We start from the raw sequence: 19,903 nt of genomic DNA, 5'->3' as shown, positions 1-19,903 counted from the left end.
GTTCGGCGCGGCCGAACCCGGGAAGCCGCACGGGTGCGTGACGCGCGTCGCCGTCTGCGAACGCGGCGCCGGATGCGACAGTCTTCAATAAGAGGCACGCATGAGGCGTACGCGTACACAAGAGGCGTACGGGAACGAACAAGGCGAAACAGGAGTCCGTGCACGACATGAGCGACGAGCCGCAGCCGAAGAAGCCCCGGCCGGGCTGGGCATCGCACGAACCCCGGACGCCCGGCACCCCCCGCCCCGGCACCGGCGGCGAGGACGACGGCACGGCACCCTCCGGCCCCGGCGAACCCACCGCGGCCGAAGGACCCGACGCACCCGGCGTCACACGAACGGATGAACCCGGTCGTACCCGTCCCGACGACCCCCGCGCCGCGCGCAAAGCCGCCCGTCAGGAACGGCGCGCCGCCCGCAAGGCCCGCCGCACCGGCTGGCGCCGCGCCGTCCCCACCTGGCGCATGGTCCTCGGCGCGTTCCTCGTCACCGCCCTGCTCCTCGTCGGCGGCTTCCTCCTCGGCTACGCCCTCGTCCAGATCCCCGCCGCCAACGCCGCCGCCACCCAGCAGGCCAACGTCTACCTCTACGCCGACGGCTCCGTCATCGCCCGCGACGGCGAGGTCAACCGCGAGAACGTCACACTCGCCCAGATCTCCGAGGACGCCCAGCACGCCGTCCTCGCCGCCGAGGACCGCGACTTCTACACCGAGTCCGCCGTCGACCCCCAGGCCATGGTCCGCGGCGCCTGGAACACCGTCACCGGCAAGGGCAAACAGTCCGGCTCCACCATCACCCAGCAGTACGTGAAGAACTACTACCTGCGCCAGGAGCAGACCGTCACCCGCAAGGTGAAGGAGTTCTTCATCGCCATCAAGCTGGACCGGAACCAGACCAAGGACGAGATCCTCGAGGGCTACCTCAACACCAGCTTCTTCGGCCGCGGCGCCTACGGCATCCAGGCCGCCGCCCACGCCTACTACGACATGGACGCCGCCGAACTCGACGCCGGCCGCGCCGCCTACCTCGCCGCCCTCGTCAACGCCCCCAGCCAGTACGACGTCGTCGCCCACCCCGAGAACCGCGCCCTCGTCGAGGACCGCTGGAACTACGTCCTCGACGGCATGGTCGACGAAGGCTGGCTCGACCCCGCCGAACGCGCCCGCCTCACCTTCCCCGCCCCCAAGCGGGCCACCCACTCCACCGGCATGTCCGGCCAGCGCGGCTACATCGTCAACATCGTCAAGAAACACCTCGTCGACCAGAACATCGTCGACGAGACCTCCCTCGACACCGGCGGCTACCGCATCACCACCACCCTGCAGAAGAACAAGCAGGACGCCTTCGTCGACGCCGTCAACGACAACCTCATGGACCGCCTCGACCAGGACGACCGCAAGGTCGACACCTACGTACGCGCCGGAGGCGCCTCCGTCGACCCCCGGACCGGCAAGGTCGTCGCCATGTACAACGGCATCGACTACGTCAAGCAGTACACCCCCAACGCCACCCGCCGGGACTTCCAGGTCGGCTCCTCCTTCAAGCCGTTCGTCTTCACCGCCGCCGTCGAGAACGGCTCCCGCACCCAGGACGGCCGCCGCATCACCCCCACCACCCGCTACGACGGCACCAGCGAACGCCCCGTCCAGGGCTGGCCCGGCGAACGCTACGCACCCGAGAACGAGGACCACGAGGACTACGGCGACATCACCGTCCGCGAGGCCACCGACAAGTCCGTCAACGCCGTCTACGCGCAGATGGCCGTCGACGTCGGCCCCGACAAGGTCCGCCGCACCGCCATCGACCTCGGCCTGTCCAAGGACACCCCCAGCCTCGACGACGCCGGCCCCTCCATCGCCCTCGGCGTCGCCACCGCCAGCGTCCTCGACATGGCCCAGGCGTACGCCACCCTCGCCAACCACGGCAAGCACACCCCGTACACCCTCGTCGAGAAGGTCACCCAGAACGGCCAGGACGTCACCCTGCCCGACCGGCGCACCCGCCAGGCCGTCAGCCGCGAGGCCGCCGACACCACCACCGCCGTCCTCAAGGGCGTCGTCGAGAACGGCACCGCCACCGCCGCCCAGACCTCAGGACACCCCGCCGCCGGCAAGACCGGCACCGCCGAGGAGGACACCGCCGCCTGGTTCGCCGGCTACACCCCCGACCTCGCCACCGTCGTCGCCGTCATGGGCCAGGACCCCGTCACCGCCGGCCACAAGTCCCTCTACGGCGCCATGGGCCTGCCCCGCGTCAACGGCGGGGGCGCCCCCGCCGAGATCTGGGGCCAGTACACCCGCGACGCCCTCAAGGGCGCCGCCGTACGCTCCTTCGACCTGCGCCTCCAGCCCGGCGCCAACGAGAGCCAGCCGCCCGCCCCCGACTCCAGCACCGGCGCGTCCTCCTCCGACGACCCGTCCGCCACCACGAGCGACGCGCCCGACGACGAGGACACCGACAGCCCCACCCCCGACGACAGCGGCAGCCGCACCGGCGGCGGGAGCGGCGACACCGGGGAACAGGACAGCACCGGCGGCACCACCACCGGCTCCCCCACCGGAGGCGAGAGCGGCGACTCCACCGACGGCGGCACCGGCACCGGAGGCGGCGACACCGCAGGCGACACCGACGACGGCGGCAACCGCGACGAACTCCCCGGACCCGGCGGACTCAGCGGCGCCCTCGACGGACGCCGCTGGAACTAGCGGCCGCTAGTGGCCCGACGTCGCCTTCAGCCCCACCACGGCGACCAGCAGCAGACAGATGAAGAAGATCCGGGCCGCCGTCACCGGCTCCCCCAGCACCACCATGCCCAGCACCGCCGCCCCGGCCGCGCCGATCCCCACCCACACGCCGTACGCCGTACCGATCGGCAGCGTCCGCGCCGCGTACGACAACAGCAGCATGCTCGTCACGATGCCCGCGCCCGTCAGCACACTCGGCACCAGACGGGTGAAGCCCTCCGTGTACTTCATACCGATCGACCAGCCGACCTCCAGCAGACCGGCGACCACCAACAGAACCCAGGCCATGACAGGCACCTCCGGGACACGACAGCGAAACGGGGGTGCGTCGTCTTTGCCTTCACCCCGGTACGGCGCGTCTCGTCGGGGCCCGCACGGTCACGCCACACAGGACGCCGTACAGGACCCTCCACGGTAACCGACCACACGAAAAGGGCCGGTGACACCCGTCACCGGCCCTCCGGACAGCTGGAACCCCGGACCTACAGGTACAGCCCGGTCGAGTCCTCCGACCCCTCGAAACGGTCCGCGGCCACCGCGTGCAGATCACGCTCCCGCATCAGCACGTACGCCGTACCGCGCACCTCGACCTCCGCCCGGTCCTCCGGGTCGAACAGCACCCGGTCACCCGGCTCCACCGTCCGCACGTTCTGCCCCACCGCGACCACCTCGGCCCAGGCCAGCCGACGGCCCACCGCCGCCGTCGCGGGAATGAGAATGCCGCCACCCGACCGCCGCTCACCCTCACCGGTCTCCTGCCGCACGAGCACACGGTCGTGCAGCATCCGGATCGGCAGCTTGTCGTGCGGGGAACTGTCGTTTCTCTTGGCGCTCACAGCCTGAAACCTACCTGCCTCGACGACGGACGCACGCGGGAGGGGTGACCGTCCAGCGGCACGTCAGCGCCGCCGCCTGCGGGACCCCAGGGCCAGCAGCCCCACGACCCCCACCACCAGCACCGCCACCGGAACCACCCGCTCCAGCCGCGGCGCGCCCGCCTCGTCCACGAACTGCGCCTTGACGTCGCTCACCACACGGTTCACGCCCACATAGGCGCGGCCCAGCGTGTGGTCGACGTTCGACACGACCCTGGCCTTCGCGTCCCCCACGATCGTCTTCGGGTGCACCCGCACCCCGATCTCGTCCAGCGTCTCCGCCAACGCCGAACGGCGACGCTCGATGTCCGCCTCGATCTGCGCCGGGGTCCTGGTGTCCGCCGTGTCCGCCACCGTGTCGCCTCCGCAATCCACATGTTGCCTGTGCCGGACAGTCTGTCAGCTCCAGGCCGCGCCGCACTGTCAGGACCCCCGGTTACCCTCGATCCCGGCACCCGATCCACGCAGTGCACGTACGAGGAGACCAGACCGATGAGCGAACGCCTCCAGCCCGGGGACGAGGCCCCCGCCTTCACCCTGCCCGACGCCGACGGCAACGAGGTGTCGCTGGCCGACCACAAGGGCCGCAAGGTCATCGTCTACTTCTACCCGGCGGCGCTGACCCCCGGCTGCACCAAGCAGGCCTGCGACTTCACCGACAACCTCGAGCTGCTGGCCGGCGCGGGCTACGACGTCATCGGCATCTCGCCCGACGCGCCCGAGAAGCTCGCCACGTTCCGCGAGAAGGAGTCACTGAAGGTCACCCTCCTCGCCGACCCGGACAAGAAGGTCCTCGACGCCTACGGCGCCTTCGGCGAGAAGAAGAACTACGGCAGGACCTACCTGGGCGTCATCCGCTCCACGATCGTCGTCGACGAGCAGGGCAAGGTCGAACACGCCCTGTACAACGTCCGCGCGACGGGCCACGTGGCCAAGATCATCAAGGACCTGGGCATCTGACGCCGGAGCCATTTCCTGGGCCAGGCCCATCAGCGGGGCAAGCCCGGCGTGACTCCCGTCAGACCGTCCGACGAAATCCTGGTCAAGCACGACGACGGCCGCCGCACCCGCACCGTGCTGCTGCGCCGGGCGCTGCTCGAAGTCGGCGTGCTGAACGAGTGCGCAGAGTGCGGTACGGGGCCCGAGTGGCTCGGCAGGCCCATGACCCTGGAGGTCGATCACGTCAACGGGGACTGGAGCGACGACCGGCAGGAAAACCTGCGGTTGCTGTGCCCCAACTGTCACGCCACTACAACCACGTGGTGCCGAGGAGGCCGGGGTAGGCAAACGCCCGTTGACCGCTAGCATGGCCTGGCATGCGGCCGTGCTGGAATGGTAGACAGTCGGCGCTTAGAACGCCGTGGGCGAAAGCCCGTGTGGGTTCGAATCCCACCGGCCGCACCTCTGGGGGCCGCCCGCCTGGGCGGCCCCCAGCCGCGTCTCAGCCCAGCAGTTCTTTGACCACCGGCACCAGCGCCCGGAACGCCTTCCCCCGGTGGCTGATCGCGTTCTTCTCCTGCGGGGTCAGCTCCGCGCACGTGCGGGTCTCGCCCTCCGGCTGGAGGATCGGGTCGTAGCCGAAGCCGTTCGTGCCGGCGGGGGCGTGGCGGAGGGTGCCGTGGAGGCGGCCCTCGACGACCCGCTCGGTGCCGTCGGGGAGGGCGAGGGCGGCGGCGCAGGCGAAGGACGCGCCGCGGTGCTCCTCGGCGATGTCGGCGAGCTGGGCGAGGAGCAGGTCGAGGTTGGCCTTGTCGTCGCCGTGGGTGCCGGACCAGCGGGCGGAGAAGATGCCGGGGGCGCCGCCGAGGACGTCGACGCAGAGGCCGGAGTCGTCGGCGACGGCGGGCAGGCCGGTGGCCCGGGCGAGGGCGTGGGCCTTGAGGAGGGCGTTCTCGGCGAAGGTGATGCCGGTTTCCCTGACGTCGGGGACGTCGGGGTAGGCGTCGGCGCCGACGAGTTCGTGGGGCAGGCCCGCGTCGGCGAGGATCGAGCGGAGCTCGGTGATCTTTCCGGCGTTGCGGGTGGCGAGGATCAGGCGGGTCATGGGCCCAGTATCCCTGGGCCCATGGCGGGGGCCGTCGTTACGGGGTGCAGACCTTGGTGAGTTCGCCTGCCGCGTCGGTGACGGGGCTGAGGTCGGGGGTGGTGTCGCCGTTGTCGATGGAGGTGCGGACGTTGGCGACGGCCTTGTCGAGGCCGTCGACGGCCTTGCCGACGTCGGCGTTGTCGGTTTCGTCGCGGAGTTTGCCGAGGTTGCTCTCGACGGAGTCGAGTGCTTCCTCGAGCTGGGTGACGTCGTTGGAGGCGTTCTCGACGGCCTGCTGCATGTCGGTGACGCTCTCGGCGACGGCGTCGGCGGTGCGGACGCAGTCCAGTGCCTTGTCGACGGCGTCGCAGCCGGTGGTGAGTCCGGCGGTGAGCGCGACGGCCGCCAGGGTGGCGGCGACGGCTGCGGTGCGGCGTCGGCGGCTCGAGGCCATGGAAGGTTCCCTCCCTCGTCGGGCCGGTGGGGCCCGGTTTGTCGGCCGGGCGCGCGGGGTTGAGCCGTGCGCCCGTATCCCTTCAGACGCGGCGGTGGCCGGCGCGGTTGCTCACGCCGGCCCCGGTCCTTGGGGTGCCTTTTACTTTTCGAGGAGGGTATCGAGTGCGATGCGCTGGGCGGCGGCGAGTTCGGTGCATCCGGTGACGGCGAGGTCGAGGAGGGCGTTCAGCTCGTCGCGGGCGAAGGGTTCGGCCTCGGCGGTGCCCTGGACTTCGACGAAGCGGCCGTCGCCGGTGCAGACGACGTTCATGTCGGTGTCGGCGCGTACGTCTTCCTCGTAGCAGAGGTCGAGGAGGGGGACGCCGGCGACGATGCCGACGGAGACGGCGGCGACGGTGCCGGTGAGGGGCTTGCGGCCGGGCTTGACGAGTTTCTTGCCCTGGGCCCAGGTGATGGCGTCGGCGAGGGCGACGTAGGCGCCGGTGATGGCGGCGGTGCGGGTGCCGCCGTCGGCCTGGAGGACGTCGCAGTCGAGGACGATCGTGTTCTCGCCGAGGGCCTTGTAGTCGATGACGGCGCGCAGGGAGCGGCCGATGAGGCGGCTGATCTCGTGGGTGCGGCCGCCGATGCGGCCGCGGACGGACTCGCGGTCGCCGCGGGTGTTGGTGGCGCGGGGGAGCATGGAGTATTCGGCGGTGACCCAGCCCTCGCCGCTGCCCTTGCGCCAGCGGGGGACGCCTTCGGTGAAGGAGGCGTTGCAGAGGACTTTGGTGTCGCCGAAGGAGACGAGGACGGAGCCTTCGGCGTGTTTGCTCCAGCCGCGTGCGATGGTGACGGGGCGGAGCTGTTCGGGGGTGCGGCCGTCGATGCGAGACATGGCGTCGAGCCTAGCCGCAGACGGGGTGGGCCCCTTCCGTGTGGTGGGAAGGGGCCCGGGGTGCGGTGGCGGCCGGTGGGTGGCCGCGGTCGCGTCATGTGGCGGGGTGGCTCACATCATGTCTTCGATCTCGGCGGCGATGGGGTCGGCGTCGGTGCCGATGACGACCTGGATGGCGCTGCCCATCTTGACGACGCCGTGGGCGCCGGCGGCCTTGAGGGCGGTGTCGTCGACCTTGGAGGGGTCGAGGACCTCGGTGCGGAGGCGGGTGATGCAGCCCTCGACCTCTTCGATGTTGTCGATGCCGCCGAGCCCGGCAACGATCTTCTCAGCCTTGGTGGCCATGTTCGTTCTCCCTGATCCGAACCGCTTTGTCGCAGTAACCCACAGTTGGCCCATCTTTGCGAGCGGTCATGTCGTGGGCGCTCGATGATGGGCGTCACGACAGCGGAACCGTCCTGCCTCACTGGTCTACACCACCGGGAGGACTGCCGCCAAACCCGTCATGGCCGTCCGGTGAAGGGGACTTGATGAGTGCCGAGACCCCCGCCGGTCCGGACACCGGGGTGAGCCCCGTGCGGGAGCGCTGGAACCGGTTGTTCCAGGGGCTGCAGAAGATGGGGCGGAGTCTGCAGCTGCCGATCGCGGTGCTGCCGGCGGCGGGGATCCTCAACCGGCTGGGGCAGCCGGACGTGTTCGGGGACGAGGGTCTGGGCTGGACGAACGTCTCGAAGGTGATGGCGGGTGCGGGTGGGGCGCTGCTGGACGGTTCGCTGGGGCTGCCGCTGTTGTTCTGTGTGGGTGTGGCCATCGGGATGGCGAAGAAGGCGGACGGGTCGACGGCGTTGGCGGCGGTGGTGGGGTTCCTCGTCTACTTCAATGTGCTGCGGCAGTTCCCGAAGGACTGTCCGGAGGGGTCGGAGGCGGTTCCGAGCATCGGCTGTCAGCTGGCGGACGGGACGGTGACGGCGTTCGACTTCCAGAATCCGGGGGTGTTCGGCGGCATCGTCATCGGGTTGACGGCGGCGTATCTGTGGCAGCGGTTCCACCGGACGAAGCTGGTGGACTGGCTGGGCTTCTTCAACGGGCGTCGGCTGGTGCCGATCATCACGGCGTTCGCGGCGATCGTGTTCGCGGCGCTGTGTCTGTGGGTGTGGCCGCCGATCGGTGACGCGCTGGAGAGTTTCAGTGACTGGATGACGGGGCTGGGCGCGTGGGGTGCGGGGGTGTTCGGTGTGGCGAACCGGGCGTTGCTGGTGATCGGGCTGCACCAGTTCCTGAATGTGCCCATCTGGTTCCAGTTCGGGTCGTTCACGAAGCCGGACGGCACGGTGGTGCACGGTGACATCAACATGTTCCTGGCGGGTGATCCGGACGCGGGTCAGTTCCTGTCGGGGTTCTTCCCGATCATGATGTTCGCGTTGCCGGCGGCGGCGTTGGCGATCACGCACTGTGCGAGGCCGAGCCGGCGCAAGGAGATCGGCGGTCTGATGCTGTCGGTGGCGCTGACGTCGTTCGTGACGGGCATCACGGAGCCGATCGAGTACTCGTTCCTGTTCATCGCGCCGGCGTTGTACGCGGTGCACGCGGTGCTGACGGGTGTGTCGATGGCGGTGACGTGGGGGCTGGGGGTGCACGACGGGTTCAGTTTCTCGGCGGGGCTGATCGACTACGTCATCAACTGGAATCTGGCGACGAAGCCGTGGCTGATCATTCCGATCGGTCTGGTGTTCGCGGCCGTGTATTACGTGGTGTTCCGCTTCGCGATCACGCGGTTCGATCTGAAGACTCCGGGGCGGGAGCCGGAGGAGGAGGTGGAGGACGCGGCGAGGCGTTGATCTCCTAGGCTGGAGGTGGCTGTCGAAGCCCTCGGAACCTTGAGTTCCGGGGGCTTTTCGGTGTGCCCGCGGGGGGTGTCGTCCGACCGTCTCGGGCAGGCACCGTGCGTAGTGCCGCGGTCGCGATTTCGCGGGTTCCTTACGTGGCCTTCATCGTGCTACAAAAGGTCTACACCAGTAGTGGTGTAGACCACCACCGATGGAGGAAGTATGAGCACCGCCACCGACTCGGCGGCCCCCGCAAAGAAGCGGGGATCCGGCCTGTTCCAGGGCCTGCAGAAGATCGGCCGCAGCCTGCAGCTCCCGATCGCCGTGCTCCCGGCGGCGGGCATCCTGCTCCGTCTCGGCCAGCCGGACGTGTTCGGCGCGGACGGTCTGGGCTGGGACAAGGTCGCGGCCGTCTTCGCCACCGCTGGTGGCGCGATCTTCGACAACCTGCCGATGCTGTTCTGCATCGGTGTGGCCATCGGCTTCGCCAAGAAGGCCGACGGCTCGACCGCTCTCGCCGCGCTCGTCGGCTTCCTGGTCTACAGCAACGTCCTGAAGGCCTTCCCGGTCACCGAGGCCAAGGTGCAGGACGGCGCGGACATAGCCGCGACCTACAACAACCCCGGTGTCCTCGGCGGCATCCTCATGGGTCTGCTGGCCGCGGTGCTGTGGCAGCGCTACCACCGCAAGCAGTTGGTGGACTGGCTCGGCTTCTTCAACGGCCGCCGGCTCGTCCCGATCATCATGGCGTTCGTCGGCACCCTCATGGGTGTCTTCTTCGGCCTGGTCTGGGAGCCGATCGGCGACGTCATCTCCGACGCGGGTGAGTGGATCACCGGTCTCGGTGCCGCGGGCGCGGGTCTGTTCGGTCTGATCAACCGCGCGCTGATCCCCATCGGCATGCACCAGTTCGTGAACACCGTCTCCTGGTTCCAGATCGGTGACTTCACCAACGCCGCCGGCGAGGTCGTCCACGGTGACCTGAACCGGTTCTTCGCCGGTGACCCGGACGCCGGTCTGTTCATGTCGGGCTTCTTCCCCATCATGATGTTCGGTCTGCCGGCCGCCGCGATCGCGATCGCGCACGCCGCCCGTCCCGAGCGCCGCAAGGCCGTGATGGGCATGATGGTCTCGCTCGCGCTGACCTCGTTCGTGACCGGTGTGACCGAGCCGATCGAGTTCGCGTTCATGTTCATCGCGCCGCTGCTGTACGTGATCCACGCGGTGCTCACCGCCCTGTCGATGGCGATCACCTGGGCGCTCGGTGTGCACGCCGGCTTCACCTTCTCGGCGGGCTTCATCGACTACGTGCTGAACTGGAACCTGGCGACCAAGCCATGGCTGATCATCCCGATCGGCCTGGTGTTCGCGGTGATCTACTACGTGGTCTTCCGCTTCGCCATCGTCAAGTTCAACCTCACCACCCCGGGCCGTGAGCCCGAGGAGGAGGTCGAGGACCTCACCAAGGCGTAGGCCCTCACACGCTCGACGCGAAGGCCCGGAACCGTCTCGGTTCCGGGCCTTCGCCGTGCCGCGAGAGGGCCTTCGCCTGCCGCGGCCTCAGATCTCGTACGTCGCCCCCGGCGCCGCCAGGCCGACCGGCCCGTCGTACACCGTGCGGGCGTCGGTGAGGTTGACCTGCGGGTCGGTCCACGGGGCGATGTGGGTGAGGATCAGCCGGCGGGCGCGCGCCCGGGCCGCCGTCTCGCCCGCCTCGCGGCCGTTGAGGTGCAGGTCGGGGATGTTCTCCTTGCCGTGCGTGAAGGCGGCCTCGCACAGGAAGAGGTCGGCGTCGCGGGCGAGGTCGTCGAGCGCGGGGCTGACGCCCGTGTCGCCGGAGTAGGTCAGGGTCCTTCCGCCGTGCTCGATGCGGATGCCGTACGCCTCGACCGGGTGCGCGACGCGCTCGGTGTGCACGAGGAACGGTCCGATCTCGAAGGTGGACGGCTTGACCGTGTGGAAGTCGAAGACCTCGCTCATGGAGGAGGCCGAGGGGGTGTCGGCGTAGGCGGTCGTCAGCCGGTGCTCGGTGCCCTCGGGACCGTAGACCGGCAGCGGGGCGCAGCGGCCGCCGTCGTGCCGGTAGTAGCGCGCCACGAAGTAGGCGCACATGTCGATGCAGTGGTCGGCGTGCAGGTGGCTGAGGAAGATCGCGTCGAGGTCGTAGAGACCGCAGTGGCGCTGCAGCTCGCCCAGGGCGCCGTTGCCCATGTCGAGGAGCAGCCGGAAGCCGTCGGCCTCGACGAGGTAGCTCGAGCAGGCCGATTCCGCGGACGGGAACGACCCCGAGCAGCCGACGACGGTGAGCTTCATGAAGCAGAAACCTCCGCTGGCGGGTATGGAGAGACGGGGGTCGTGCGGTTCGTCGAGCGTAAGGCGCAAAACCTGCGGTCGCTCCTCCACCAGGCGCCGTTGTGGGCGAACTCACCTGCGCTGTCACCGGTTCGGCTGGAAGGGGCGCGTGTGGGGGCGGGATGGGGCGCGCGGCACCCGCTCGCGCCGGTACGGTCTGGACATGAACACGGCCTGGTGGCTCGCGCTCGCCGCGGTGGTCCTGCTCGCCCTGGTCACCGCCCTGGTCGACGGCTGGGGCAGAGGCCACCGGCCGCGCAGGAACCGCCGCCCGAAACGCGACGGTGAACCGGAGTGAAGGCCCCCGGAAACGCTTGAGGGGCCGGGGTGTTCCCCCGGCCCCCCGGCCCCCGCGTCATCCGCGGCGGGCTACGCCCAGAGCTGGCCCTGGAGGGTTTCGATGGCTTCTTCCGTCGTCGTGGCCGTGTAGACGCCCGTCGACAGGTACTTCCAGCCGCCGTCGGCGACGACGAAGACCACGTCGGCGGACTCGCCGGCCTTCTGGGCCTTCTTCGCGACGCCGATCGCGGCGTGCAGGGCGGCGCCGGTGGAGACGCCGGCGAAGATGCCTTCCTGCTGCAGGAGTTCGCGGGTGCGGGTGACCGCGTCGGCGGAGCCGACGGAGAAGCGGGTGGTCAGCACGGACGCGTCGTACAGCTCGGGCACGAAGCCCTCGTCGAGGTTGCGCAGGCCGTACACCAGGTCGTCGTAGCGCGGCTCGGCGGCGACGATCTTCACGTCGGGCTTGTGCTCGCGCAGGTAGCGGCCGACGCCCATGAGCGTGCCGGTGGTGCCGAGGCCCGCCACGAAGTGGGTGACGGAGGGCAGGTCGGCGAGGATCTCGGGGCCGGTGGTCGCGTAGTGGGCGCCCGCGTTGTCCGGGTTGCCGTACTGGTAGAGCATCACCCAGTCCGGGTGCTCGGCGGAGAGCTCCTTGGCGACGCGCACGGCGGTGTTGGAACCGCCCGCGGCCGGGGAGGGGATGATCTCGGCGCCCCACATGCCGAGCAGGTCGCGCCGCTCCTGCGAGGTGTTCTCAGGCATCACGCAGACCATGCGGTAGCCCTTGAGCTTGGCGGCCATGGCGAGCGAGATGCCGGTGTTGCCGGAGGTGGGCTCCAGGATGGTGCAGCCCGGGGTGAGACGGCCGTCCTTCTCCGCCTGCTCGATCATGTGCAGGGCGGGGCGGTCCTTGATCGAGCCGGTGGGGTTGCGGTCCTCGAGCTTGGCCCAGATGCGGACGTCGGCGGACGGCGACAGCCGCGGCAGGCGCACCAGAGGGGTGTTGCCCACCGCGGCCAGCGGGGAGTCGTAACGCATACCGATCAGGCCATACCGCCGGCGACGGCCGGCAGGATCGTCACGTTGTCGCCGTCGCTCAGCTTGGTGGTGATGCCGTCGAGGAAACGGACGTCCTCGTCGTTGAGGTAGACGTTGACGAAGCGGCGCAGCTGGCCGTCGTCCACGATGCGGGCCTGGATGCCCGTGTGCCGGGTCTCGAGGTCGGCGAAGAGCTCGGCGAGGGTGTCCCCGTTGCCCTCCACGGCCTTCTGACCGTCGGTGTACTGGCGGAGGATGGTGGGGATGCGGACCTCGATGGCCATGGCTGAGGGCTCCTGTCGGAAGGTGTCGTGGGTTCTTCAAGGGCGCACGGCGGCGCCGCGGCTCACGGCCGTACGGCGGCGGCGGAACGTCAACAGATGGCGCTGTTCAGCCTGCACAGGTCGACGTGGAGCCGCGCCACGAGCAGTGCGCCCGGCGCCTTGTCGCCCACGTCGAAGAGAACCATGCACTCATCGTATCGATTCCCTGTCCGGGATCCGGAGTGTGATCCCACATCCCGGACGTCGGCCATCCGCGATGCGGGATCAGTACGCGTCGACGACCCGTACCTCCTCCTCGGTGACCTCACCGTCCAGGATGCGGAAGGAGCGGAACTGGAACTCGCCGGCGCCGTCGGTGTCGGCGGTGGAGACCAGCACGTAGTGGGCGCCGGGCTCGTTGGCGTAGGAGATGTCGGTGCGGGAGGGGTAGGCCTCGGTCGCGGTGTGCGAGTGGTAGATGACCACCGGCTCCTCGTCGCGGTCGTCCATCTCCCGGTACAGCTTCAGCAGGTCCTGGGAGTCGAACTCGTAGAACGTGGGTGAGCGGGCCGCGTTCAGCATGGGGATGAAACGCTCGGGGCGGCCGGAGCCCACCGGGCCCGCCACCACGCCGCACGCCTCGTCGGGGTGGTCCTCACGGGAGTGGGCGACGATCTGGTCGTACAGGGCCTGGGTGATGGTCAGCATGAGGCTCAGGATAAGCAGACGGGCCGTTCCGTACCGAGGGGTGGTACGGAACGGCCCGGATGCCGGACGCCTTGAGCGGACGGCGGCGGGGAACGCCACGAGTGCTCCCCGGCGCCGGCGTCCTTCGGGGTGGTCAGCCGACCTTTTCGAACCGGTCCTCGTCGCGGTCCGCGATCGCCGGGTTGCCCTTCTTGAGCACGGTCCAGCCGATGCCGAGGGCGACGGCCCAGCCGGCCGCGACGTACAGGCAGACCCGGGCGTCCTGGTCCGCCGCGATCATGACGGTCACGCCGATCAGGAAGGCCAGGGCGACCCAGCTGAACTTCGCTCCGCCGGGGGCGGGGAAGGACGAGGCGCGCAGCCGTCCGGCGTCGACCGCGCGGCGGTAGCGGATGTGGCTGACGAGGATCATCATCCAGGTCCAGATGCCGGCCGCGGTGGCGACGGAGGTGACGTAGGTGAACGCCTTCTCGGGGACGACGTAGTTGAGGATCACGCCGATACCCATGAGCGCCACGGAGACGGTGATGCCGACGGCGGGCGTCTTGCGGGCGTTGAGCCGGGCGAAGGCCTTGGGCGCCTCGTTGTTGGCGGCCAGCCCGCGCAGCATCCGGCCGGTGGAGTACATGCCGGAGTTGCAGGACGACAGGGCCGCGGTGAGCACCACGAAGTTGACGATGCCGGCGGCGAGCGGGATGCCGATCTTGCCGAAGGCGTGCACGAAGGGGCTCTCGCCGGCGGAGAACTCGGTCCACTTGACGACGGAGAGGATCACCAGCAGGGCGCCGACGTAGAAGACGATGATGCGCCAGGGCAGCGTGTTGATGGCCTTGGGCAGGGTCTTCTCGGGGTTCTCGGACTCGCCGGCGGTGACGCCGACCAGCTCGACGGCGAGGTAGGCGAACATGACGCCCTGGAGGGTCATCAGGCTGGAGCCGATGCCGTTGGGGAAGAACCCGTCGTGCGACCAGAGGTTGGAGACGGCGGCGGTGTCACCGGCGTCGGAGAAGCCGAGGGTGAGCACGCCGAGTCCGATGACGATCATGCCGATGATGGCCGTGACCTTCACCATCGAGAACCAGAACTCGACCTCGCCGAAGATCTTCACGGAGATCAGGTTCACGCCGAAGAGCACCACGAGGAACACCAGGGCGCTGACCCACTGGGGGATCTCGGGGAACCAGAAGTGGATGTAGATGGCGGCGGCCGTCAGCTCGGCCATGCCGGTGACCACCCACATCAGCCAGTACGTCCAGCCGGTGACGAAGCCGAAGAACGGGCCGAGGAACTCCCGGGCGTACTCGGCGAAGGAGCCGGAGACGGGCCGGTAGAGGAGCAGTTCACCCAGCGCCCGCATGATGAAGAAGATGACCACGCCCGCGAGGGCGTACATGAGGATGATGCTGGGCCCGGCCTTGGCGATGTTCGCCCCGGCGCCCATGAAGAGGCCGACGCCGATGGCGCCGCCGATGGCGATCATCTGGACCTGGCGGCTGCCGAGTCCGCGCTCGTACCCCTCTTCGGGGGCCTCGGTGACCTTCGCAGAGGTCATGGTGTCGTGCGCCTTTCTCCATGCCGACCCGGGCCGGTACGTCGGCCGCGGATCGGGTCTCGATCCCCCCGGACTGATGGAGCTGAGCGGGCGTGCGAGCCCGCTCGTGCCTGGCCGGCGGTGACCGGCTCGGTGGCGCACCCGGCCGAACGTTCGGGTGGCGTTCGCCGGGCGGTCGTGAAGGTCTATCACGGTCACCGCTGTGGTCGTTCGGTCGCGTTGTGACGCGGACCACAAAGAAAAGGGGACAAACGCGACCCGGAAACGGAAAGGCGGTCGGCCGTTTGACGGGATCGTTATCCGGATTTGAGAGCCCGTTGAGCGAACAGCTGTGCACAAGGTGCAGGTGGAACGGAAAACGGAAAGGTCCCGTCCACGCCGAGTGGCGATATGGACGGGACCCTTCCGGTTCAGTCGGCCCCTGGGGGCCCGGGAGGGGTCAGGGCGCGTCGGCCGGCTCCGGCTCCGCCGTCCGCGCGCCCGACCGGCGGTTGCGGACGTACGTGAGGAAGGAGTCGAGCTCCCGCTTGACCACCGGGGCCAGCAGGTAGAGGCCGATGATGTTGAACACCGACAGCAGGAACAGCGCCGAGTCGGCCAGGCTGATCAGCGAGTCGAGGGAGAGCAGCGAACCCGCGATCACGAAGACGCTCCACACCACCTTGAAGACGATCTCACTGGTCCTGCTGCGGCCGAAGAGGTAGGCCCAAGCCTTCAGGCCGTAGTAGCCCCAGGTGAGGATCGTGGAGAAGGCGAACAGCAGCACCGCGACGGTCAGCAGGTTCGGGAACCAGGGCAGCACGGTCTCGAACGCGTCGGAGGTGATGGTGACACCGCCGATGTCGTTGCCCTCGCGGGCGGCGTCCCAGCTGGCGGGGGCCGCGATGACGATGGTCAGCGCGGTCATGGTGCAGATCACGACCGTGTCGATGAACGGCTCCAGCAGGGCGACCAGGCCCTCGCTCGCGGGGTGCTTGGTCTTCACCGCGGAGTGGGCGATCGGGGCCGAGCCCAGACCGGCCTCGTTGGAGAAGGCGGCGCGCTGGAAACCGACGATCAGGGCGCCGATGACACCGCCCGCGACACCCTCCGCCTCGAAGGCGCCCTGGAAGATGTCACCGATCGCGCTCGGCACGGCGGTGACGTTGGTCAGGATGACGATCAGACACGCCACGACGTACATGATGGCCATGGCCGGGACCAGGCGGCTGGTGACCGAGGCGATGGAGCGGATGCCGCCGAGCAGCACCAGGCCCACGAGCGCGGCGACCACCAGGCCGAAGAGCACGGCGCCGGCGGAGGAGGCCAGGAAGCCGTCCTCGCCGCCGAAGGTCGAGGAGATCTGCGCGTAGGACTGGTTGGTCTGGAAGAGGTTGCCGCCGAACAGACCGAAGAACAGGATCATCACGGAGGCCAGGACCGCGAGCACCTTGCCGAGCCGGGCGCCGCCGCGGCCGAACCGCTCGGCGAGGCCCTTCGGCAGGTAGTGCATGGGACCGCCGGAGACGGTGCCGTCGGGGTGCTCCTCGCGGTACTTCACACCGAGGGTGACCTCGACGAACTTGGTGGCCATGCCGAGCAGGCCGCAGAGGATCATCCAGAAGGTGGCGCCGGGGCCGCCGATCGACACGGCGACGGCCACACCGGCGATGTTGCCGAGGCCGACGGTGCCGGAGACGGCGGCGGTCAGCGCCTGGAAGTGGTTGACCTCGCCGGGTGAGCCCTTCTCGTCGAAGCGGCCGCGGACGACGTCGAAGGCGAGCTTGAGCTTGCGGGCCTGGATCAGGCCGAACCAGCTGGTGAACACCAGGCCGGCGACGACCAGCCAGGCGACGATCAGGGGGAGGTCGGTTCCTCCGACGGGGACCGTGTAGAACACGATGTCGCCGACCGTGGTGGCGACCGGGTCGAAGAAATCGCTGACGGAGTCGTCGATGGTCGTGGTGATGGAGTCGAGTGACATCGAACTTCCTCGGTGAGGGCGGGGACGTTCTGGCAGCTGCGGAGCGGGGGACGACGTGGGGCGTGGTCCGTGTCCCGTTCGGCGACGGAGGTCTGGTGGGGACGGCCCCTGCGTGGGGCCGGCGTCCGTTTCGGGCAGGGCAGCACACCGGCGGGAACCGGCTTCGTTGCTCACAACCGCGTCGGCGGCGCAAGCGGGTTGCGAATTCTTACCACGCCTTTACCGACCCCCGAGTGGCCCAGGTCACACAAAATCGCCCCCGCGGCGGAAAGCCGCAGGGGCGGTGACGGGATCGTTATTCGGACTTGAGGTTCATCTGAGCGAACGCGTCACGGGATGTACCGGACAGACCGGGACGTTGTCACGGCAGCAACGTCGAGACCAGCGTCTCCTGCAGACCGCCCAGCCAGAGGTACGCCATCACCATCGGCTTGCGCGGATCCTCGTCCGGGAGGTGGAACAGCAGGTCACTGTCGTCCTCGTCGGTGATCTCCAGCCGGGCCCCGATCGCCAGGCGCAGGTCGTTCAGCGCGCCGAGCCAGCGCCGGGACTCCTGCGGGGACAGCTTGAGCACCGCGCCGCCCTCGCCGGCCGGACCGAGCCCGTCCAGGGAGCGGATCACCGCGAGGGCGTTGTCCCGCTTCCCGGCCCGCAGGTCGTTCTCCGTGTACCGGCGGAACTCGGCGGAGTGCTCCCGCTGCTCCTCGGCCTCCTGGGCCTGCGGAGCGCCCTCCGGGTCGACGTAGGCGTCCGGGAAGAGGCGGCGCAGCACGGGGTCGGAGGGGGGCTCGCTCGGCCCCTCGGCGAAGAGTTCCGCGAGCGGGTCGCCGCCGGCCTCCTCGGCAGGGCCGGGGCCGATGATCTCCATGAGCTGCACGGCCAGCGAGCGGATGATGGAGATCTCGACGTTGTCGAGGGCGACGGCCGCGCCGCCGCCGGGGAGCGGTTCGAAGTGTCCTGGCATGGAGGCGATTCGCTACTTCCGGTCCTGCGGGCGGGGTCGGGTCACGTCCGGTGCGGTCATGTCCGGTGTCACTTCCGGTCGTGCTGGAGGGTGGCCCACAGGCCGTAGCCGTGCATGGCCTGGACGTCGCGCTCCATCTCCTCACGGGTACCGCTGGAGACCACCGCCCGGCCCTTGTGGTGGACGTCGAGCATGAGCTTGGTGGCCTTGTCCTTGGAGTAGCCGAAGTACGACTGGAAGACGTACGTCACGTAGCTCATGAGGTTGACCGGGTCGTTGTGGACGATCGTGACCCACGGGACGTCGGGCTCGGGTACGGCGAAGACCTCCTCCGCCGACTCGGTGCGTTCGATCTCCAGGGGTGCGGGTGACGTCACACTGCCCATGCTGCCACCGGTGGGGGGTGGTCGCACAAACCGGCCCGCCCACAAGGCCGTCCGGGTGGTCCGCGCCCCGTCCGGACGGCGACCGCCGTCCCTCCCGGAACCTTAAATCGTCAGAGTGACGAAATGGGGGTACCATCCTCGCCATGGACACAGCGGACCTTGCGTTGCCGGTGACCGTTCCGTCGACGGCGCTCTTCACCGACCAGTACGAACTGACGATGCTGCAGGCCGCGCTGAAGGCCGGGACGGCCGCGCGGCACAGCGTGTTCGAGGTCTTCACCCGGCGGCTGCCGCACGGCCGCCGCTACGGCGTCGTAGCCGGCACCGGACGGGTGCTCGACGCGGTGGAGAACTTCCGCTTCGACGCGGCCATGCTGGGCTTCCTGCGCGAGAAGGCCGTCGTCGACGAGGAGACCCTGGACTGGCTGGCCGGCTACCGCTTCACCGGCGACATCTGGGGCTACCCGGAGGGCGAGGTCTACTTCCCCGGCTCGCCGATCATGCGGGTCGAGGGCAGCTTCGCGGAGTGCGTGCTGCTGGAGACGGTGATCCTGTCGATCCTCAACCACGACTCGGCCATCGCCGCCGCGGCCTCCCGGATGTCGTCGGCCGCCGCCGGCCGGCCGCTGATCGAGATGGGCGCCCGGCGCACCCACGAGCTGGCCGCCGTCGCCGCCTCCCGCGCCGCCTACATCGGCGGCTTCTCCTCCACCTCCGACCTGGCGGCCGGCTTCCGCTACAACATCCCCACCGTCGGCACCTCCGCGCACGCCTTCACCCTGCTGCACGACACCGAGCGGGACGCCTTCCGCGCCCAGGTGGACTCCCTCGGCGCGGGCACGACGCTGCTGGTGGACACGTACGACGTGACCGAGGCGGTCCGCGCGGCCGTCGAGGTCGCGGGACCGGAGCTGGGCGCGGTGCGCATCGACTCCGGTGACCTGCTGCTGGTGGCGCACCGGGTGCGGCAGCAGCTCGACGAGCTGGGCGCCCGCGACACCAGGATCGTCGTGACCTCGGACCTGGACGAGTACGCCATCGCCTCGCTGGCCGCGGCGCCGGTGGACGCCTACGGGGTGGGTACCCAGCTGGTGACCGGCTCCGGGCACCCGACCGCCTCCATGGTCTACAAGCTGGTGGCCCGCGCCGAGACCGCCGAACCGGGGGCCCCGCTGATGTCGGTGGCGAAGAAGTCCACCGGCGGCAAGACCTCCGTCGGCGGCCGCAAGTGGGCCGCCCGGCGCCTGGACGCGTACGGCGTCGCCGAGGCCGAGGTGGTCGGCACCGGCGAGGTGCCGCCCGAGCTGGCGGGCCGGCAGCTGCTGGTGCCGCTGGTGCGCGGCGGCGAGGTGGTCGCCCGCGAGCCGCTGGACGTGGTCCGCGACCGGCACGCCGCCGCCCGCGCCGGACTCCCGCTGTCCGCGACGCAGCTCTCGCGCGGGGAACCCGTCCTTCCGACGGAGTACGCACACGGGCCGTCGGGTAGCTAAAGGCAAGCCGACCGCGCGAGTCGCCGCCCGCCGTCCCCGGGGCCCGGTGTCCGCCCGCCCGGGCCCCCACCCGAATCCGCCCGTCCACCCCAGAGCCGAAG

22 protein-coding genes, 1 tRNA gene, 1 pseudogene and 1 riboswitch are annotated in these 19,903 nt (G+C 69.8%); of the genes and pseudogenes, 8 read left to right on the top strand and 16 right to left on the bottom strand.

Annotated features, from left to right (window positions below):
• The first annotated feature begins 167 nt into the window (after positions 1–167).
• Complete coding sequence (locus B100_RS0115760; RefSeq protein ID WP_024885402.1) at positions 168–2,705, top strand: transglycosylase domain-containing protein; 2,538 nt, start codon at positions 168–170, stop codon at positions 2,703–2,705.
• A 6-nt stretch (positions 2,706–2,711) separates the two neighbouring features.
• Here the strand turns inward: B100_RS0115760 and B100_RS0115755 are convergent, their stop codons facing one another.
• The 3 genes from B100_RS0115755 to B100_RS0115745 form a co-directional block, all read right to left on the bottom strand.
• Positions 2,712–3,032, bottom strand: a complete 321-nt coding sequence (locus B100_RS0115755; protein WP_024885401.1) for a DMT family transporter — start codon at positions 3,030–3,032, stop codon at positions 2,712–2,714.
• A gap of 34 nt (positions 3,033–3,066) precedes the next feature.
• A riboswitch (guanidine-III (ykkC-III) riboswitch) is annotated at positions 3,067–3,127 on the bottom strand.
• A gap of 99 nt (positions 3,128–3,226) precedes the next feature.
• Positions 3,227–3,529 (bottom strand): GroES family chaperonin, encoded by a 303-nt coding sequence (locus B100_RS0115750; protein ID WP_156698885.1) that lies wholly within the window; start codon positions 3,527–3,529, stop codon positions 3,227–3,229.
• Positions 3,530–3,643: 114 nt separating this feature from the next.
• Positions 3,644–3,973, bottom strand: coding sequence for a DUF3618 domain-containing protein (locus tag B100_RS0115745; protein WP_024885399.1), 330 nt, complete (start codon positions 3,971–3,973; stop codon positions 3,644–3,646).
• Between the two features lie 138 nt (positions 3,974–4,111).
• On the opposite strand from B100_RS0115745, the gene bcp reads away from it, so the two are divergent.
• From bcp to B100_RS0115735, 3 genes and pseudogenes are all read left to right on the top strand, one after another.
• Complete coding sequence (bcp, locus tag B100_RS0115740) at positions 4,112–4,579, top strand: thioredoxin-dependent thiol peroxidase (RefSeq protein WP_024885398.1); 468 nt, start codon at positions 4,112–4,114, stop codon at positions 4,577–4,579.
• A 6-nt stretch (positions 4,580–4,585) separates the two neighbouring features.
• Positions 4,586–4,924: pseudogene (locus tag B100_RS36475) on the top strand (HNH endonuclease); the annotation flags it as partial.
• Between the two features lie 13 nt (positions 4,925–4,937).
• Positions 4,938–5,020: transfer RNA gene (locus B100_RS0115735), tRNA-Leu, on the top strand.
• 40 nt (positions 5,021–5,060) lie between these two features.
• Here B100_RS0115735 and rdgB read toward each other — a convergent pair.
• From rdgB to B100_RS0115715, 4 genes are all read right to left on the bottom strand, one after another.
• Positions 5,061–5,663 carry an RdgB/HAM1 family non-canonical purine NTP pyrophosphatase gene (gene rdgB / locus B100_RS0115730; protein ID WP_024885397.1) on the bottom strand — a complete coding sequence of 201 codons (603 nt, stop codon included), beginning with the start codon at positions 5,661–5,663 and terminating at the stop codon, positions 5,061–5,063.
• A gap of 37 nt (positions 5,664–5,700) precedes the next feature.
• Positions 5,701–6,099, bottom strand: a complete 399-nt coding sequence (locus tag B100_RS0115725) for a hypothetical protein (protein WP_024885396.1) — start codon at positions 6,097–6,099, stop codon at positions 5,701–5,703.
• Between the two features lie 141 nt (positions 6,100–6,240).
• Positions 6,241–6,978 carry a ribonuclease PH gene (gene rph, locus B100_RS0115720; protein ID WP_024885395.1) on the bottom strand — a complete coding sequence of 246 codons (738 nt, stop codon included), beginning with the start codon at positions 6,976–6,978 and terminating at the stop codon, positions 6,241–6,243.
• Positions 6,979–7,089: 111 nt separating this feature from the next.
• Positions 7,090–7,323 (bottom strand): PTS glucose/sucrose transporter subunit IIB, encoded by a 234-nt coding sequence (locus tag B100_RS0115715; protein ID WP_024885394.1) that lies wholly within the window; start codon positions 7,321–7,323, stop codon positions 7,090–7,092.
• Positions 7,324–7,508: 185 nt separating this feature from the next.
• Here B100_RS0115715 and B100_RS0115710 point away from each other — a divergent pair, with 185 nt between their 5' ends.
• Both B100_RS0115710 and B100_RS0115705 read left to right on the top strand, forming a co-directional pair.
• The gene (locus B100_RS0115710; RefSeq protein ID WP_024885393.1) at positions 7,509–8,816 is read left to right on the top strand and encodes a PTS transporter subunit EIIC; all 1,308 of its coding nucleotides are present in this window, start codon (positions 7,509–7,511) and stop codon (positions 8,814–8,816) included.
• A gap of 210 nt (positions 8,817–9,026) precedes the next feature.
• Positions 9,027–10,277: a PTS transporter subunit EIIC gene (locus tag B100_RS0115705; protein ID WP_024885392.1), complete on the top strand. Its 1,251-nt coding sequence runs from the start codon at positions 9,027–9,029 to the stop codon at positions 10,275–10,277.
• Positions 10,278–10,364: 87 nt separating this feature from the next.
• Here the strand turns inward: B100_RS0115705 and B100_RS0115700 are convergent, their stop codons facing one another.
• Positions 10,365–11,117: an MBL fold metallo-hydrolase gene (locus tag B100_RS0115700; RefSeq protein ID WP_024885391.1), complete on the bottom strand. Its 753-nt coding sequence runs from the start codon at positions 11,115–11,117 to the stop codon at positions 10,365–10,367.
• Between the two features lie 202 nt (positions 11,118–11,319).
• On the opposite strand from B100_RS0115700, the gene B100_RS37600 reads away from it, so the two are divergent.
• The gene (locus B100_RS37600) at positions 11,320–11,454 is read left to right on the top strand and encodes a hypothetical protein (protein WP_261383921.1); all 135 of its coding nucleotides are present in this window, start codon (positions 11,320–11,322) and stop codon (positions 11,452–11,454) included.
• A gap of 71 nt (positions 11,455–11,525) precedes the next feature.
• On the opposite strand, the gene B100_RS0115690 is transcribed toward B100_RS37600, so the two are convergent.
• The 8 genes from B100_RS0115690 to clpS all read right to left on the bottom strand — a co-directional run bounded on the left by B100_RS0115690 (position 11,526) and on the right by clpS (position 18,312).
• Complete coding sequence (locus B100_RS0115690) at positions 11,526–12,476, bottom strand: cysteine synthase (RefSeq protein WP_024885390.1); 951 nt, start codon at positions 12,474–12,476, stop codon at positions 11,526–11,528.
• Positions 12,477–12,481: 5 nt separating this feature from the next.
• Positions 12,482–12,760, bottom strand: coding sequence for a MoaD/ThiS family protein (locus tag B100_RS0115685; protein WP_024885389.1), 279 nt, complete (start codon positions 12,758–12,760; stop codon positions 12,482–12,484).
• Positions 12,761–12,849: 89 nt separating this feature from the next.
• Positions 12,850–12,945, bottom strand: a complete 96-nt coding sequence (locus B100_RS37595) for a putative leader peptide (RefSeq protein ID WP_315898746.1) — start codon at positions 12,943–12,945, stop codon at positions 12,850–12,852.
• Positions 12,946–13,024: 79 nt separating this feature from the next.
• Positions 13,025–13,447: a M67 family metallopeptidase gene (locus tag B100_RS0115675; protein WP_024885388.1), complete on the bottom strand. Its 423-nt coding sequence runs from the start codon at positions 13,445–13,447 to the stop codon at positions 13,025–13,027.
• 133 nt (positions 13,448–13,580) lie between these two features.
• Entirely contained in the window at positions 13,581–14,999 is a 1,419-nt protein-coding gene (locus tag B100_RS0115670; RefSeq protein ID WP_024885387.1) for an amino acid permease, read from the bottom strand.
• 439 nt (positions 15,000–15,438) lie between these two features.
• Positions 15,439–16,962 (bottom strand): alanine/glycine:cation symporter family protein, encoded by a 1,524-nt coding sequence (locus B100_RS0115665; protein WP_024885386.1) that lies wholly within the window; start codon positions 16,960–16,962, stop codon positions 15,439–15,441.
• A gap of 361 nt (positions 16,963–17,323) precedes the next feature.
• Positions 17,324–17,926: a DUF2017 domain-containing protein gene (locus B100_RS0115660; protein WP_024885385.1), complete on the bottom strand. Its 603-nt coding sequence runs from the start codon at positions 17,924–17,926 to the stop codon at positions 17,324–17,326.
• 68 nt (positions 17,927–17,994) lie between these two features.
• Positions 17,995–18,312 (bottom strand): ATP-dependent Clp protease adapter ClpS, encoded by a 318-nt coding sequence (gene clpS / locus B100_RS0115655; protein ID WP_024885384.1) that lies wholly within the window; start codon positions 18,310–18,312, stop codon positions 17,995–17,997.
• Between the two features lie 143 nt (positions 18,313–18,455).
• Here clpS and B100_RS0115650 point away from each other — a divergent pair, with 143 nt between their 5' ends.
• Positions 18,456–19,802, top strand: a complete 1,347-nt coding sequence (locus B100_RS0115650) for a nicotinate phosphoribosyltransferase (protein ID WP_024885383.1) — start codon at positions 18,456–18,458, stop codon at positions 19,800–19,802.
• The last annotated feature ends 101 nt before the right edge of the window (positions 19,803–19,903 follow it).

The sequence above is a fragment of the Streptomyces sp. CNH189 genome (assembly GCF_000527195.1).
The sequence above is the reverse complement of the archived record's forward strand: the minus strand, read 5'-3'. Positions and strand labels throughout refer to the sequence as shown.